Genomic DNA, 15,772 nt, shown 5'->3' on the forward strand with positions numbered 1-15,772 from the left:
CTCGCGCGCTTGATTCGCTGGGGTTCCCCGTGAAAATGCCATGGTAGGGTCGGCCGGGCATTCGCGAAAGAGCCGGCCGACTCCGCTTTTCCCGCGCCAGGAGCGATATGTCCGACGTGCTTGCCGAGATCGACTCAGTCTTCACCACCGCTCATGCCGAGTTGGCCACCGTTGCCAACGCCGAGCAGCTCGAGACGTTTCGCATCAAATACCTGGGCACGAAGGGGAAGGTAAAGGACCTGATGTCCCTGCTGGGCAAGGCCGCGCCGGACCAGAAACGGGCGGTGGGCCAGCGGGTAAACGCGGGCAAGGAATCCCTGACGGCCGCGTTCGAAGAGGCCAAGGCCAAGCAGTCGGCCGGGCCGGCGACGCGGGTGGGAATCGACGTTACCGAGCCCGGAATTAAGCCCGAAATCGGGCATCGCCACGTGCTGATGAAGACGGTGGACGAGCTCGTGGAGCTGTTCGCCCGCATGGGTTTCACCGTCGCCAGCGGGCCTGAGGTGGAGGACGAATTCCATAACTTCATCGCGCTGAACATCCCAGCCAATCACCCCGCTCGCGACCCGCTGGACAACTACTACATCCAGCCCTTCGGTACCGCGGAAGCTGCAAAAAATGCGGGTGTTTCCGCCGATCCGACCGCGGCCCTGCTGCGCACGCAGACGAGCACGGTGCAGATCCGCGTGATGGAAAACCAAGCTCCACCGATTCGGGTCGTCATTCCTGGCCGGGTCTATCGACCGGACACCCACGACGACACGCACTTGTCGATGTTCCACCAGCTGGAAGCGCTCGTGATCGACGAAAATGTGACGATGATCGACCTGAAGAGCACGATTCTCCAGTTCGTTCGCGCCTATTTCGGCCAGGACACCAAGCTCCGCCTGCGGCCCAGCTTTTTCCCATTCACCGAACCGTCGGCTGAGGTCGACGTGTGGTTCGAAGATAAGCAGCGCTGGATCGAGCTCGGCGGCTGCGGGATGGTGCATCCCAACGTGCTGAAGGCCGTCAATATCGACCCCGAAAAGTACAGCGGCTGGGCCTTCGGCTTTGGCATCGAACGCATCGCGATGCGCAAGTACGGCATCACGAACATCCGCCAGTTCGTCGAGAACGACCTGCGTTTCCTGCGGCAGTTTTAAAGATCGAGCAGATACGAAACCGCAAGCGGTGAACGAGACCTACCGCTTGCAGTTTCACAGTCCCGCTGCGCTCAAATAGTTCGTGCAGGCGCGCGAACCGTTTTCAACGTGCCGCGTAATATCTCTCGGCCCGCAAGTATGGGACGCGAGAGAGTGGCTTGGCTAAGACCCGATAAACCGCCCGTCCCGTTCAATAACTTGCGACCGTAAAATTCTTCGCGAAGCGCTGTTGCAATCCATCGGACGGCCGTTATTATCCCGCCTCACCAATCGGAAACGAGTTGGTGACGCGACGCGAGCGAATCGGAAACGAAACGCGAACGACGCGAAGAAAAAAAGTTTGTCGCAGGCCTTGACGCGACGAGAAAAGAAAGTAAGATTCACCTCCCAATCGCGACTGACGCGAACGGACGTGAAGACGACAGCAAGAGGCAACAGCAGTTTGAGCAACCGCAAGACTGTAACTCTCCGCAGTATCTCGAAGTGACCCCCTGACACAATCAGAGGTCACCAAGAGGTGGCTGAACCGACGGCAGGCGATAAAGCTGCCACGGGTGCCTGTCGCTGTCGAACTTGAGTAAGCATGCCGTTGCGACGGTGTCCTTATCCGTGTTCGACGGAGTAAATCGACTGAGTGAACCGATTGAGAAATCGATCGTATTACTAAGCCGAGTTAAATGATCTTTGACAAGTGAATACGAGGTTCGAGTTGATTTCTTCAGAATCAACTAGAACTCCGCGACGTCCGGCCCCATTTTGATGGTCTTTCCGATGCCGGACGTCGTCGAGCACCTTTTTGGCGATTAGGGTGTGAAATACACACCCGCAAATGAGTCACTTCGCAAGTGACTGTTTGGATGACCATAGTCGATTGTTTGTTCCGTTACTGGCACGCCCGCCAGTGTTAGGACCGAGAGTTAGTTCCTCTCCGGTGCGACCTGTTCCTCTCTTCGTGCACGTTTGACGGAGCTTGGACTGGAAGCTGAAGGGCTGGTATCCGAGTAATTCGGAGCGGTTTCAATCTTAACGTGACGGTGATCGATAAATTTGGTCAAGTTACTAAGGGTACATGGTGGATGCCTTGGCATCGAGAGGCGATGAAAGACGTGGTAGCCTGCGATATGCTTCGGGGAGCTGGCAAACAAGCTTTGATCCGGAGATTTCTGAATGCGGAAACGCAATGCAGTTACCCTGCATTACCTGCACATGAATTCATAGTGTGTATGGAGCGAACCTGGTGAACTGAAACATCTAAGTAACCAGAGGAAAAGAAAAAGACATTGATTCCGTAAGTAGAGGCGATCGAAAGCGGACATAGCCCAAACCGGGATTCGTCCCGGGGTTGCGGAAGCACTGAGGGGTTACAAAACCGTTCTTAGCCAAACCGTCTGGAAAGTCGGGCCATAGCGTGTGAAAGCCACGTAGGCGAAAAGAATAGGTCCCCGTTAATATGTGCTATCCAGAGTAGCACGGAGCTCGTGGAACTCCGTGTGAAGCTGGTGGGACCACCCACCAAGGCTAAATACTACTCGATGACCGATAGTGAACTAGTAGGGCGATTGAATGGTGAAAAGCACAGCTATTAGCTGAGTTAAAAGTACCTGAAACCATGTACTTACAAGCGGTCGGAGCCCTATGCCCGCAAGGGAATGGGTGACGGCGTACCTTTTGCATAATGGGCCGGCGAGTGCATTTCTGCAGCAAGGCTAAGGGTTCAAGACCCGGAGCCGTAGCGAAAGCGAGTCTTAAGATGGCGTTAAGTTGCAGGATTGCGGCCCGAAACCCCGTGATCTACCCGTGAGCAGGTTGCATGCCCCGTAAAAGGGGCAGAAGGACCGAAGCCGTGAACGTTGAAAAGTTCTGGCATGACTTGCGGGGAGGAGTGAAAGTCTAATCAAACGGGGAGATATCTGGTTCTCATCGAAATGCCTTTAGGGGCAGCCTTCGGCAACTACTCTGTGGGGGTAGAGCTACTGAAAGGGACTGTGGGGCTACCCGCCTACGCATCCCTACCAAACTCCGAATACCACAGAGACTATCCGAGGAGTGAGTCCGCGAGGGATAATCTTCGCGGTCAAAAGGGAAACAACCCAGACCACCTGCTAAGGTCCCAAAATTTAGTTTAGTTCGGTAGGAAGTTATTGTTCTGAGACAGCCAGGATGTTGGCTTAGAAGCAGCCACCATTTAAAAAGTGCGTAATAGCTTACTGGTCGAGAACAGTAGCGCCGTAAATGATCGGGAATAAACTAGATACCGAAGCAGTGGATTCGCAGCAATGCGAGTGGTAGATGAGCGTTGTACTCCGCGTCGAAGCCATACCGTAAGGAGTGGTGGAGCGTGTACAAGTGAGAATGCCGGCATGAGTAACGATAATGCAGGTGAAAATCCTGCACGCCGAAAACCTAAGGTTTCCTGGGGAAGGTAAATCCGCCCAGGGTTAGTCGGTCCCTAAGACGAGGCCGAAAGGCGTAGCCGATGGACGGCAGGTTAATATTCCTGCACTAGCAATGAAGGTTTGAAGCTGAGCGTGTGGTCTCTTAAGACAGATCCTCCGATTAGACGTGGAGGTTTCGCAAGATCGAGGGCACTTTGTTCCCGAAGTCTGTGGATAGAGGTCCGAGAAGAGCGCCGCAGCTACGACATTGTTAACCGTACTAAAACTGACACAGGTAGGTGAGGAGAATATCCTAAGGCGCTCGAGAGAACTGCGGTTAAGGAACTAGGCAATTTGACCCCGTAACTTCGGGATAAGGGGTCCCTCCTCCTTCGGGAGAGGGCGCAGGAAGTGAGTCTGGCGACTGTTTATCAAAAACACAGTTCCGTGCTAACTCGCAAGAGGATGTATACGGAATGACGCCTGCTCGGTGCCGGAATGTTAAGGAAGTCGGTCAGGGGTTCGCCCCGAAGCTGGCAACCGAAGCACCGGTAAACGGCGGCCGTAACTATGACGGTCCTAAGGTAGCGAAGTTCCTTGTCGGGTAAGTTCCGACGCGCATGAACGGCGTAACGACTGGACTACTGTCTCAACCGCAGACTCGGTGAAATTGAAGTGGCGGTGAAGATACCGTCTACACGCAGCAAGACGGAAAGACCCCATGCACCTTTACTATAACCTGGTAGTGATGCCGGTTGTGGACTGCGTAGAATAGGTGGGAGGCGTTGATCCTCTGGTTCCGGCCAGAGGGGAGCCACAATGTGAAATACCACCCTGTTTGCATTCGTCATCTCACCCTGACCCATGAATCTGGGCAGGGAACCCTGCTAGGCGGTTAGTTTGACTGGGGCGGTCTCCTCCAAAAGAGTAACGGAGGAGTGCAAAGACGGGCTCAGAACGGTTGGCAATCGTTCGTCGAGCGCAAAGGTAGAAGCCCGTTTGACTGCGAGTGCTACGGCACGAGCAGATGTGAAAGCAGGTCTTAGTGATCCTGTGGTCCCGTGTGGAAGGGCCATAGCTCAACGGATAAAAGGTACGCTGGGGATAACAGGCTGATCGCCTCCGAGCGTCCATAGCGGCGAGGCGGTTTGGCACCTCGATGTCGGCCCATCGCATCCTGGGGCTGAAGGCGGTCCCAAGGGTTTGGCTGTTCGCCAATTAAAGCGGTACGCGAGCTGGGTTCAGACCGGCGTGAGCCAGGTCGGTCCCTATCTGCTGTGTGCGAAGGAACCTTGACGATAATTCATCCATAGTACGAGAGGATTTGGATGGACTGACCCCTGGTTTACCAGTTGTCCTGCTAAGGGCACGGCTGGATAGCTATGTCGGGAAAGGATAAACGCTGAAAGCATCTAAGCGTGAAGCCAATATCAAGACAAGGGTTCCCATGAGACCCCGGGTAGACCACCCGGTTGATAGGCTGGAGCTGTAAGTACCGAAAGGTATTCAGGTCACCAGTACTAACGGTCGATCGACTTGACCATTTTTATCGATCACCGTTCGACGTGATCCTGTTCCGTAACACGAACAGGAACCCACTCGAATGGCTCGATGGTCATCAATCTCAAAAAGCGTGTTCGACAAGCGGAGCACGTCATTTCTGAGCAATCAGGATGAAACGTTCGAACCTCGTAATTCACTAATAAAGTGGCTTGGCCAGCCTTAAACGGTTGGCCAAGTCTTCGTTGGTGGCTATATCCTCAGGGTCACACCCGTTCCCATTCCGAACACGGTCGTTAAGCCTGCGGAGCCGATGATACTGCTTCAGCGGGAAAGTAGGTCACTGCCAGCGTTTATTCAAAAGCCCCCGGCACTCAAAAGGTGTCGGGGGCTTTTTTGCGTACATTGGTTTTATAGTCTGGCGCCGCCCCCCCACTACTCGCGGACCCTCCCTCCACAAGCCGTCTTGTTCTATTTTTGTCGTAGAGCCTTTTCCTTTATTCGTGGCGGGCGCAGGACACGTTGTCATCCCGATGGCAGCCTTGGCGACCTGAGGGATCTCGACGTGACAATCGTTTATCCGCACACCGATCCCTCAGGTCGCTACCGCTCCGTTCGGGATGATAATGCCTTGACCGCTACGATTGAAGTGAGAGTGCTCTAAAGCGGCGAGTCCGGTGGAGCGGGCGTGCTCTTTGCACGGTCCTTGCCTGGGCTATTTGTTCCTAATTCATGTGCTGGAAGAAGCGCACGATCACTTCCCTCGTGCGCGGGCCGTCGAATTCGCACAGGTAGATCCCCTGCCATTGGCCGAGCACGAGCTGGCCGCGTTCGACCAGGACCTGCACGCTGTTGCCGACCAGCGCTGTCTTCACGTGGCTGTCGCTGTTCCCTTCATTATGTCGGTAGTACGGCTCCTGCTTGGGAATCAGCGTCTCAAGCTTCTTCAGTAGGTCGTGTTGAACGTCTGGGTCGGCGTTCTCCTGGATGGTGATGCCGGCCGTCGTGTGGGGGACGTAGACGAAGGCGATGCCATCGCCCTGCTGCTGCCGCACAATTTCGGCGACGCGGTCGGTGATGTCGACCATCTGGCTGCGCTGTTGGGTGCGGACGCGTTCGGTTGTGCTGTGAGATGCCATAGGGGACTCCTTGGCACATCCTACGACCGGTTGGCGATTGGGTCAGCTTGGAAGTTGGGGATGAACCCCGCGCGATGTCCGCATCCTGAGGTACTCCGAAGGATCTCCCCCCATATTCGTACGTAGGACGGAAGAGATCCTTCGGAGCACCTCAGGATGACGATTCAGAGTTGGGACGCGTGCGTTGATATATGCGCAACTCGCCCAAGCCGCCCGGAGGTCTTTGGCGCACGAGGTTTGAAGAGGCCTACCAAGACAAGCGACCCCGGGAGTTGGTTTGCTCCCGCGGCCGTGCTGGTTCCGCCAAGCCGCAAGTGGGTGCTCGCGGTGCTTGTAATGATGAAGTGATCCGTCGCGTCTAGGGCAGCGTGATCGTCTGGCCGGCCTTCAGCGAAGTGGGAGATAGTCCCGGATTGGCGCTGGCGATGCGGGTCCAGTGCTTGCCGTCGCCGTAGGTGTTGCGGGCGATGGCGTAGAGGGTGTCGCCGCTCTTCACCTGGTACTGGTTGCCGGCGGCCGGCTTGGCGGCGGGCGTTGCGGGGGTAAGGGTCGTCGGCGTGATGGAAGCGGCGGTGGCGTAGGTCGGGGTGGCGCTAACGGGCTTGGCGTAGACGATCGCGTCGCTCGGCGCCGGGTCGGCGGCAACGCCGCTGGCGACCGCGGGCTTGGCGGCGTGGCGGACGGGCTTCACGTCCAGCACACTCGGGTTCACCTCGGCGGTCTTCGCCTTGCCGTTTTCGCAGCCGATTAAACTCCCGATCATCACGGCCGCGAGCAAGGCGAACATCGACTTCAACATGGCGTCTCCGATTCCTGCAGTTGTGAATGCCGCCCGTTCGTCATCTTGACGGTGGCGGTGATGCAGGACTTATCGGAGCAGATTCAACATGAACGTGAGAAATGGCGGCGGCATGGCCGTGGCATGGGCGTCTCGCCCGTGCCTGTGGACTCATCAATTGTTTTTATTTGTGGCAGCCGGCTTCGATCGAACGGGCTGCCGCAAATGGGATCTTCACGCCCATTGCACGCATGGGCGGGACGCCCCTGCCACGGTATGGGGAAAGCCCCTCCCCCGCTGTTGCGCGTGGGAGGGGCTCAAGCGTGACTTGATCGTTACTTCACTTCACGCCATCGCGCCGGGCCAACCGTTTGGCGACGCGGACGCCGCTCTCCAGGGCGCCTTCCATGAAGCCGACGAACTTGTAGCACGTGTGTTCGCCAGCGAAGTGCAGGCGTCCCAGGCCGTTGTAGAGGGTCGGACCGATCCGGCAGATCTGGCCGGGCGCGGGGAACGTGTAGCCGCCCTTCGTCCAAGTGTCGCCAAGCCAGTCGACGAAGGTCGAGCGGACCAGGCTCTTGGAGAAGCCGGGATACATCGCGTCCAACGCCGGGCCATAGGCGGCATCTTTCTCGGTCGCGTAGGCGGCGCGGGCGCTCTCGGCGGCGGGACCACCGCTGTAGGCGGTCAAAGAGATGCCTTCATCGCCCGGCGAGCCGTCGGTCGATTCCCACGTGCTGCTGACGTCGCCGTCGGTCATGCCTTCGGGCGACAGGTTCACCTGTTCCCAGAACCGGTTCTTCACCGCTGCCAGGTACTTCACGTTGTTGCCCATTTGCGGGGCCAGCGCCCGCGGTAGGGAAGGTGTGAAGCGGATCTTCCGCCAAATGCTCGGCGGCACGGTAAGCACCACGTCGTCGCCGATCAGCGTCTTGCCGTTGCTCAGCACCACGCTAACGCCCAGTTCCGTCTGCGTGATGCTCTTGGCGGCCAGGCCCAGCAGGACGTTCTCGCGACCGATGGCGTCGGCAAGGCACTCAGCCAACTGCTGGTTGCCACCGCGCAGGCGGAAGACTTCGGTATCGGTGAAGTAGCGCACTCCCCCACCGGCCGCGATTTGCGTGAGGTTGCCCAGGTAGCTCTGCCGGTCCATCGGCACCGCGTTGTTCCCCTCAAACTCGGCGGCGATCGCCTGCTTTGTCGTGGGGCTCACCGGCAGGTTGTCCAGCCAGTCGGCGGTCGATCGCAGATCCAGCTCGCGCGCGTTCGCCGACAGCCAAGGCTCTTCGATGTTCACGCCTTTGGCGTCATCGATCAGCGGTTGGAACGCCGTGTCCATCTCGGCCCAGATCGCGTCGGCCTCGGGCTTCGTCAGGCGCTGGCCGTTCAGCACGATGGGCGTATCGGCATCGTCGGTGACCACTTCAACGTAGTCCAGCCCAAAGTGCGTCTTGTACGCCCACCAGTGCGGTTGATTCAGCCCGATGTACTCGCCGCCCCCCTCGGCGGTCTTGCCGGGCAGCAGCTCGCGATAGGAGACGACCCGCCCGCCAAGGCGATCGCGCGCCTCGACCACGACTACGTCGTAGCCCATCGACTTCAGCTCATGCGCGCTGGATAGACCGGCGAAGCCGGCGCCAATCACAATGATGCGCTTCTGAACCGGTTTCGACGACGATGCAGACGAAGCAGACGACGGCGCCTCGAGCGGCACGTCGATCGAAAGGGGCAGGTTGTCGATTCGGGGCAAGTCCGGACGGAGGGGAGACCCTCGCGGCGTCGGCCGATCGCTGCTAGGCAGCAACCCGGCCGAGGCCGCGACGGTCGCCTTCAGCGCGGCTTCGCGTCCCGGCCCACTGCATAGCTCGGGCCTGTATCGACGTAGAAATTGTCCGTACAACGAGAACGGCATAAAGCACCTTCCATTGGTTTGCGGGCCGCAGCCCGTGTGTCTGTTGGAGCCATGTCTAATTCAACCCTACACCACGCCCCCTGAACCGGTCAACATCGTAACTGGAGGCACAAAGTATTCGTAAACCGAATACCTACAGTATATTACGTTCTCGACACCACCTAGGTTCGCATGCCGCGGTGGCGGCTATTTCCCAGCCCAACTTGCCCAGTCAGCAGACTGAACAATGTTTAGCGCCTGAGGGCCTTCCCGCGGTCGCTTGCCGGGTGATCGGTGGTTTGAGATAGTCTCCGCGCATCAACTGGAGCAACCCGCATGGCCATCCGCGTCACCGTCTGGCACGAACACCGTCACGAAAAAATTAACACCGCCGTCGCCGCCGTCTACCCGCAGGGCATGCACGAGGCGATCGCCAACTACCTGCGTCGATCAGGCGACCTGGAGGTGCGAACCGCCCTGCTGGATGCAGCCGACAACGGGTTGCCCGAGGACGTGTTGAACAACACCGACGTGCTGACCTGGTGGGGCCACGGCGCCCACCACGAGGTGTCGGACCTGACCGTCGAGCGCGTCTACCGGCGCGTGCATGACGGCATGGGCCTGATCGTGCTGCACTCGGGACACCACTCGAAGATCTTCCGCAAACTGATGGGCACCGGCTGCGACCTGAAGTGGCGCGTCGGCAACGACCGTGAGGTGCTGTGGGTGACGCGCCCGGGCCACCCGATCACCGAGGGGATCGAGGAGTGCATCATCCTGGAACAGGAAGAGATGTACGGCGAGTTCTTCGACGTGCCCGAGCCGCTGGAGACCGTCTTCATCAGCAATTTCTCCGGCGGCGAGGTCTTCCGCAGTGGCCTGACCTACCAGCGCGGCCAGGGCAGCATCTTCTACTTCCGCCCGGGTCACGAGACCTACCCCACGTACCACAACCCGCAGGTGATGCGCGTGATCGAGAACGCGATCCGCTGGGCCGTCCCGCGCGACCCCGCCCGACCGGTAAAGTTCGGCCATCACCCGCAGGACTGGATGGAAAAGAAGAAGAGCGAAGGCCGCGTTTAGAAGAACGGCTGACGCGAACGACCGCCGCACGCGAGCAGCGGTCGGTTCACTTATTCATCTCAAGCGCCACGCCGCGGCTTTACCGTGGCATGGGCGTCTCGCCCATGCCTGTGGATTGGAACTAGAAATCGCATTTGTTCCAGATTGCGCTGATCAAGCCGCAGCAACAAATCTGACCTCACGGCCCTACCCAATGCATGGGCGAGACGCCCATGCCACGGCCAGAGCGGACGACACCGAGTTCGGTAACACATGCTTCGCTTACGTGGCCCGCTCGTCTTCTCCGCGTGCCTCCGCGCCATCCTCTGCGCCTCTGCGGTGAAAAGCGTTACTCCCAGTCGCGCACGGTCATCGCGCCCCGGCAGTTGCCGACCGGCGCGCCGGCGCCCTGGCCCACGGCGTCGCCGAAGTAGCCGGGGATCTCGGTGCCGTTGGGGAGCTTGCGCGGCAGGTTCATGCCGGTGGCGGTGGGACTGGTGCAGAATAGATGGCCGAGCGGTTGCGGTGGCACGGCGTAGTAGCTCAGCGGCATGCCGAGCCGGCCGATGGCGGCCCAGGCGTAGTAGTTCGTGTAGGCCATGATGCACGTGGCGTCGCCACTGGCGTCGTTGCCCGGGCGGCCGACCTCACCGTCGAGCTTCAGGTCGCTCGTCGCGTGCAGCAGCTCGACGCCGTCCTGACCGTAGGCGTGCCAGTCGACCATCCTCGGCGTCAGCACGCGTTTGTCGTCGAACTCGGTCTGCTTGCCGTGATGCGGGGCACCCACGCCGTGCGCGATCTCATGGGCGATCGTGTTGGCGATGTCCTGCTCGGCGGTGTAGGGCAGCTTCACCCCACCGGCCTTGGCGACGGCGGCCTGGCGGGCGTAGAAGCTGCGCGCGCCGGCGACGTCGACCACCGCCATCTCCGATTTCCTCGGCGTCTTCCGCAGTTCCGCAACGGGACGGTTTTCACCAGCGCTCTTCGGCAGCGCTTCCTCCTTCAGCAGGATCGCGTACTGCTCGCCACCACTGGCGACGCCGCGGTTCAGGTTCAGGTGGCGCGATTCGGGCAGCTCGCCCTCCTTCAGCTCCACCACCTCGATCCCGCTGGCCGACCTGAAGAGGTCGAATCCCTGCTTGGCCGGGGCGCCGATCTTGTTCAGCACGGCCAGCTCTTTGCGCATCGGATCGAGCTTGCCGGTGGTGCGCGTCGGCTTGCCGAGCACGATCAATCCGCGATATTCCTCGTACGCGGTCAGGCCGTCGCCCTTCTTGTCATTGCCGGTTTGCTCGTCCTGATCATCGGTATCTTTGCCGGTAAATTTGGCTAATTTCTTCCATTTGTCGCCAATTTTTGAGTCCACGGCCCGCTTGGGCAGCAGGATGTCGCCGCGGGCGGTGTCGTCCTTCAAGTGGCCGACGATCACCCGGCCATCCATCAGTTCGGCCGTCACCAGGATCGTGCCGTAGGCGCCGAAGTCGAAGCACGACAGCGTCGCGTTCGTCTCCTCGTACTCGCCGTCGGGCGACGCCAGCGTTGCGCCTTCGTCGCTCACCTTCCAGTCGCCAGCGTTCTTCTCGGGCTCGAAGCGCAGGTCGGGCGCTGTGCCGGCGTTCTTCTGCGGCCAGTTGAGGCAGACGCCCTTCTCGCGCGACACCTCACTCAGGCGATAGGTCATGCGGACGGCCTTCTGCGCCGGCTTGCCACCGTCCTTGCCGACGACTTTGGCCGTGATGGTCGCGGTGGTGCCGGGCTTGTCCTCGCTCAAGCTGGCGACCGGCAGCCAGTCGGCGTAGTTGGCGATCTCGACCTGCAGTTCGACGTCGACCGCATCGGCCGGCACGAGCGTCCAGCGCACGCCGCCGGCGGAGGGGTGCTGCTTCAACCACGCCTCTTCGTCGAAGTTCTGCTGCGACTTCGCGTGGTTCATCGCCTGCGCGTGCGACCAGTTGCCACTGATCACCCGGCCACCCTCGGGCAGGGTCAGCACGAGTTCCGCCGGCGCGGGCGTGGGAACGCTCACGCCGTAGTCGTAGGATGCCGGGCCCCACTTGCGGTCGGTCGTGCTCCACTTTTCGGTGCCGCCGTACTGAGTGGGAACGCCTTTGGTGTCGATGATGCTGATGTCGTAGGTGCCGTCCTCGAGGTTCATCGAGACGTGTACGCCGACCGCGCTGGTGCCCGAACCTTCGTCGTATCGCGTCGCGATGGAATTTCCGGGCGCGGTCTCGCGGGTGCGCTTCGAGATGCTCGAGTTTACCGGCCCCTTGCCGTGCAGGTTGAAGACCATCGCCGGCTCGCCGTCCTCGCGTTCCAGCAGGATCTTCCCGCTGCTTTCGAGGTTGTAGACCGACCGGTTCGTCGTCCGCCCGCCTTCCTCCCAGGTGTAGGGCCCACTGGCGGTGTAGGTGTAGCGCAGTTCCCACTGCTTCACGCCACCAAAACGCTGGAACAGCGTTTGGGCGTGGGACGGGGTGGTACAGATAAGGACAATCAGCGTGATGAGTAAAATCGCATTGCGCATAAGTTTGAACCGTACAGAAGCGACGGCACAGCGAGCCAATTCATTACGTGAAATTGAAGTCGGATTTAATCGACAGCGCGCGTGACCGCCTTCACCGTGGCTTGGGCGTCTGCCCCACGCGTCAAGTTAGGCAGTGCCTGACAGATCGAACTTCTAAAGAGAAGATTGTCATCCCGAAGGGAGCGGTAGCGACCTGAGGGATCTCAAATGGCTGACGACGCCCGGCTTGGGAAATCCCGAGAGTCGCCATCGCTCCTCTCGGGATGACACCTGCGCCAGGGTCACCAAATCTGATCTGGTCCGTCAGACAGTGCCCAGCGCCACCCGCTGTCATCAGCCCCGCGGTGGCAGTGAGAGCGTCTTCACCTTCACAATGTTCGGCCGGGCGCGCAGGCGGTTGACCAACGACGCGGGGGCCTCGCTGTCGGTCTTCAGGACCATTAGGGCGGTCGCGGTGCCGTCCTTGGCGAAGTCGCGGCTGATGACCATGTCAGCGATGTTCACGCCGGCCTCGCCAAAGCTGGTCCCGACGACGCCGATCACGCCCGGCTCGTCCTTGTTGATGATCAGCACCATCTGGCCCTCGGGGATCATGTCCATTGAATAGCCGTCGATGCGTAAGACACGCGGCAGGCCATCTTGATATACGGTTCCCAATATTCGATGGCTGTCGCCACCCGGGCATTCCGCCCGCACGCCGACGATGTCACCGACCAGTCCGCTCGGGGGCGCCGCCTCGGCGATCGTCACCAGCTCGATGCCGCGGCTCTTGGCGAGATGTTCGACGTTGATAATGTTCACACCGCCGTTGGTGAGGTGCGGCTTGAGCAGCTCCACCGTCGCCAGGCGCAGCAGCGTCGTCATCAGCTTCTGCGCCCGCGGCCCGCTGGCGCGCAGCGTGATCGTCTTGTAGCCACTGTCGCACAACCCGGCCAGCAACGTTCCGATCCGGCTGGCCAGCTTGGCAAAGCCCGCCTCGTCCGGTGGCAAATCAAGCTTGATGCCACCCGCGTTCACGGCCCCGCGGATCTCACCACTGTTCAGGTAAGCGACGATCGCCTTGCACGCTTCCACCGACACCGCCGTCTGCGCCTCGTCGGTGCTGGCGCCCAGGTGCGGCGTGAGCACGGCATTCTCCAGCGCGAACAGCGGGTGCTCCTTCATCGGTGGCTCGGTCTGGAAGACGTCGATCGCGGCACCGGCGATCCGCTTTTCCTTCAAGGCCTCGGCCAGCGCGATCTCGTCGACCACTTCACCGCGCGCGTCGTTCACCACCAGCAGGTTCTTGCGGGCCACGTTGAACAGGCGTTCGCGGTTGAGCAGGTGGCGCGTCGCGTCGCCGCCGGGCACGTGGAAGGTGATGATGTCGATCTGGCGAAGGAACTCGTCGAAGTCGCGGACGATCTGCACCTTACCGTCGAGCGCGGTCGGGGCGCTGAAGAACGGGTCGAACCCGATCACGTTCATCTCAAACGCCAGCGCTCGCGTGGCGACCGTCTGCCCGATACGGCCCAAGCCGACGATGCCGAGCGTCTTGCCGGCCAATTGTGTGCCCTGGTAATCGTTGCGCTTCCACCCGCCACCCCGCACGTGGGCATGGGCCTGCGGGATCTTGCGGGCCAGGGACATCATCAGCGCCAGCGCATGTTCCGCGGTAGACAGGGTAGAAGCGGCCGCCGTGTTCAGCACGAGCACACCCTTGGCGGTGGCGGCGTCCAAATCGATGTTGTCGACGCCCACGCCCGCCCGCGCGATGGCCTTCAGGTTGCCGGGGTTCTCCAGCACCTTGGCGGTCACCTTAGCGCCGCTGCGGACGATCAGCGCGTCGTACTCGCCGACGGCCGCGGCCAGTTCCGGCTCCTTCAGGCCCACCTTCACGTCGTAGGCGATGCCGCAGGTCTTCAGGTAGTCCAATCCCTCTTCAGCCAGCTTGTCAGCAACGAGAATCTTCATGGGGCGCGGGTCCTTCGGTTATGGGAGACCGATCGTAAGGGAAGCGCTTGGCTGCCAGCAAGGGCAAGGCCCCTATAGGGGATGATGGGGTGCTTTGAAAATAGCGCTGAGAGGAGCATCTCAAAGGGTAACAAAGAACGCGGCCGCTCTGACCGTGGCATGGGCGTCTCGCCCATGCATGTGGACTGGAAGGTGACATAGCGTTGTTTGGCTATCGCGCCGACTGAGCCGTTGAAACCAATCTGGTCTTCCGGCCTCACGACACGCATGGGCGAGACGCCCATGCCACGGAAAGGCACCCCCTCCTCCCTATCCCTTCCGCACCGCCGTCACCGCGCGGTCTTTGCCGCCATAGTCTTTGAGCAGTCGGACACCCTCAAACTCGTCATGCGCCGCCACCAGTTCCTTGGCCGCCTCGCCCTGGTCGAAGGCAATCTCAAGGTAAATCTGCCCGCCGGGTGCCAGCCGATAGCCGGCGTGTTCCATAATGCGGCGATGGACGTCCAAGCCGTCCGCCCCGCCATCCAAGGCCAGGCGTGGCTCATAGTCGCGCACGTTGCGGTCCAGCGTCGCGATCTGGGCCGTCGGAATGTAAGGCGGGTTGGCCACGATCACGTTGAACGCTCCCGCGTCGACCGCGTCCTTCAACGGCTCATACAAGTCACCCTGAAGGACCGCCACGCGGTCGGACAGGCCCAGTTTCTCGACGTTCTGCTGTGCGATCTTCACCGCCGCCGGGCTGATGTCGATCGCCGTCACGATCGCGGTCTTGATGCGCTGCGCGATCGCGCACGCCACGCAACCGCTGCCCGTGCACAGGTCCAGCACGCGCGGCGACTCCATGCCCGGCGTGTTCCTCGCCGCCTGCAGCACGTTCTCGACGAGCGTCTCCGTATCCGGCCGCGGGATGAGCACGCCCGGCCCCACCGCAAATTCGAGGCTGAAGAAGTGCCCCTTGCCCGTCAGGTATGCGATCGGCTCCTGCTCGCCCGCCCGCTTCACGAGGTCGCGAAACGTACCCAACTCGCGCTCGGGCACGGGCCGTTCGTAGTCGGTGTACAGCTTGATCCGCGGCACGTTCAACACGTGCGCCAGCAGCAGCTCGGCGCTGAGCCGCGGCGCGTCAACCTCTTTGCGCGTGAAGAACCCGCTGGTCCACTCCAGCAGCCGCCGCACGGTCCATCGCTCTGCATCTGCTGGCATAAGGGTGGGGATTGTAGGATTGCACTACGGTGCTCACAACCGTCGTGGCGTATCGACGGTTGGCGTTCAGCGTCCTACCCTTTCGGATGAAGGGCATTGGCCGATCAACGCAACAGGGGCAGGCACGGATGCCTGCCCCTGCGACGTTAAACCTCTCACATGCCGCGCCGGCCCATGCGCCGGCGCGTCGACCGCGTGC

At 60.7% G+C, this 15,772-nt stretch carries 8 protein-coding genes and 2 rRNA genes; 4 read left to right on the forward strand and 6 right to left on the reverse strand.

Annotation, left to right across the window (positions count from 1 at the left end; genetic code table 11):
- The first annotated feature begins 107 nt into the window (after positions 1-107).
- The 3 genes from pheS to rrf all read left to right on the forward strand — a co-directional run bounded on the left by pheS (position 108) and on the right by rrf (position 5,372).
- Positions 108-1,145 carry a phenylalanine--tRNA ligase subunit alpha gene (gene pheS, locus VGN72_02590; GenBank protein HEV7298225.1) on the forward strand — a complete coding sequence of 346 codons (1,038 nt, stop codon included), beginning with the start codon at positions 108-110 and terminating at the stop codon, positions 1,143-1,145.
- Positions 1,146-2,194: 1,049 nt separating this feature from the next.
- Positions 2,195-5,064: ribosomal RNA gene (locus VGN72_02595) — 23S ribosomal RNA — on the forward strand.
- Positions 5,065-5,264: 200 nt separating this feature from the next.
- Positions 5,265-5,372 (forward strand): 5S ribosomal RNA (gene rrf, locus VGN72_02600).
- A gap of 373 nt (positions 5,373-5,745) precedes the next feature.
- Here the strand turns inward: rrf and VGN72_02605 are convergent.
- From VGN72_02605 to VGN72_02615, 3 genes are all read right to left on the reverse strand, one after another.
- Entirely contained in the window at positions 5,746-6,159 is a 414-nt protein-coding gene (locus VGN72_02605; protein HEV7298226.1) for a secondary thiamine-phosphate synthase enzyme YjbQ, read from the reverse strand.
- A gap of 358 nt (positions 6,160-6,517) precedes the next feature.
- A complete protein-coding gene (locus VGN72_02610) occupies positions 6,518-6,958 on the reverse strand; it encodes a LysM peptidoglycan-binding domain-containing protein (protein ID HEV7298227.1) in 441 nt (146 codons plus the stop codon).
- A gap of 319 nt (positions 6,959-7,277) precedes the next feature.
- Positions 7,278-8,687 carry an FAD-dependent oxidoreductase gene (locus VGN72_02615; GenBank protein HEV7298228.1) on the reverse strand — a complete coding sequence of 470 codons (1,410 nt, stop codon included), beginning with the start codon at positions 8,685-8,687 and terminating at the stop codon, positions 7,278-7,280.
- A gap of 477 nt (positions 8,688-9,164) precedes the next feature.
- Between VGN72_02615 and VGN72_02620 the strand changes: the two genes are divergently transcribed.
- Complete coding sequence (locus VGN72_02620; protein ID HEV7298229.1) at positions 9,165-9,911, forward strand: ThuA domain-containing protein; 747 nt, start codon at positions 9,165-9,167, stop codon at positions 9,909-9,911.
- Between the two features lie 328 nt (positions 9,912-10,239).
- Here VGN72_02620 and VGN72_02625 read toward each other — a convergent pair whose 3' ends face one another.
- The 3 genes from VGN72_02625 to prmC form a co-directional block, all read right to left on the reverse strand.
- Positions 10,240-12,417 carry a hypothetical protein gene (locus tag VGN72_02625; GenBank protein ID HEV7298230.1) on the reverse strand — a complete coding sequence of 726 codons (2,178 nt, stop codon included), beginning with the start codon at positions 12,415-12,417 and terminating at the stop codon, positions 10,240-10,242.
- Between the two features lie 333 nt (positions 12,418-12,750).
- A complete protein-coding gene (serA, locus tag VGN72_02630; GenBank protein ID HEV7298231.1) occupies positions 12,751-14,370 on the reverse strand; it encodes a phosphoglycerate dehydrogenase in 1,620 nt (539 codons plus the stop codon).
- A gap of 309 nt (positions 14,371-14,679) precedes the next feature.
- On the reverse strand, positions 14,680-15,573 hold the full coding sequence (gene prmC / locus VGN72_02635; protein HEV7298232.1) for a peptide chain release factor N(5)-glutamine methyltransferase: 894 nt from the start codon (positions 15,571-15,573) through the stop codon (positions 14,680-14,682).
- Positions 15,574-15,772 lie beyond the last annotated feature (199 nt).

The sequence above is a fragment of the Tepidisphaeraceae bacterium genome (genome assembly GCA_035998445.1).
Classification (GTDB): Bacteria; Planctomycetota; Phycisphaerae; order Tepidisphaerales; family Tepidisphaeraceae; genus DASYHQ01.

What these genes read in the sequence shown, in the direction of transcription:
- pheS (HEV7298225.1), top strand. Translation starts at nt 108, where the DNA reads ATGTCCGACGTGCTTGCCGAGATCGACTCAGTCTTCACCACCGCTCAT.
- VGN72_02605 (HEV7298226.1), bottom strand. Translation starts at nt 6,159, where the DNA reads ATGGCATCTCACAGCACAACCGAACGCGTCCGCACCCAACAGCGCAGC.
- serA (HEV7298231.1), bottom strand. Translation starts at nt 14,370, where the DNA reads ATGAAGATTCTCGTTGCTGACAAGCTGGCTGAAGAGGGATTGGACTAC.
- VGN72_02610 (HEV7298227.1), bottom strand. Translation starts at nt 6,958, where the DNA reads ATGTTGAAGTCGATGTTCGCCTTGCTCGCGGCCGTGATGATCGGGAGT.
- prmC (HEV7298232.1), bottom strand. Translation starts at nt 15,573, where the DNA reads ATGCCAGCAGATGCAGAGCGATGGACCGTGCGGCGGCTGCTGGAGTGG.
- VGN72_02620 (HEV7298229.1), top strand. Translation starts at nt 9,165, where the DNA reads ATGGCCATCCGCGTCACCGTCTGGCACGAACACCGTCACGAAAAAATT.
- VGN72_02625 (HEV7298230.1), bottom strand. Translation starts at nt 12,417, where the DNA reads ATGCGCAATGCGATTTTACTCATCACGCTGATTGTCCTTATCTGTACC.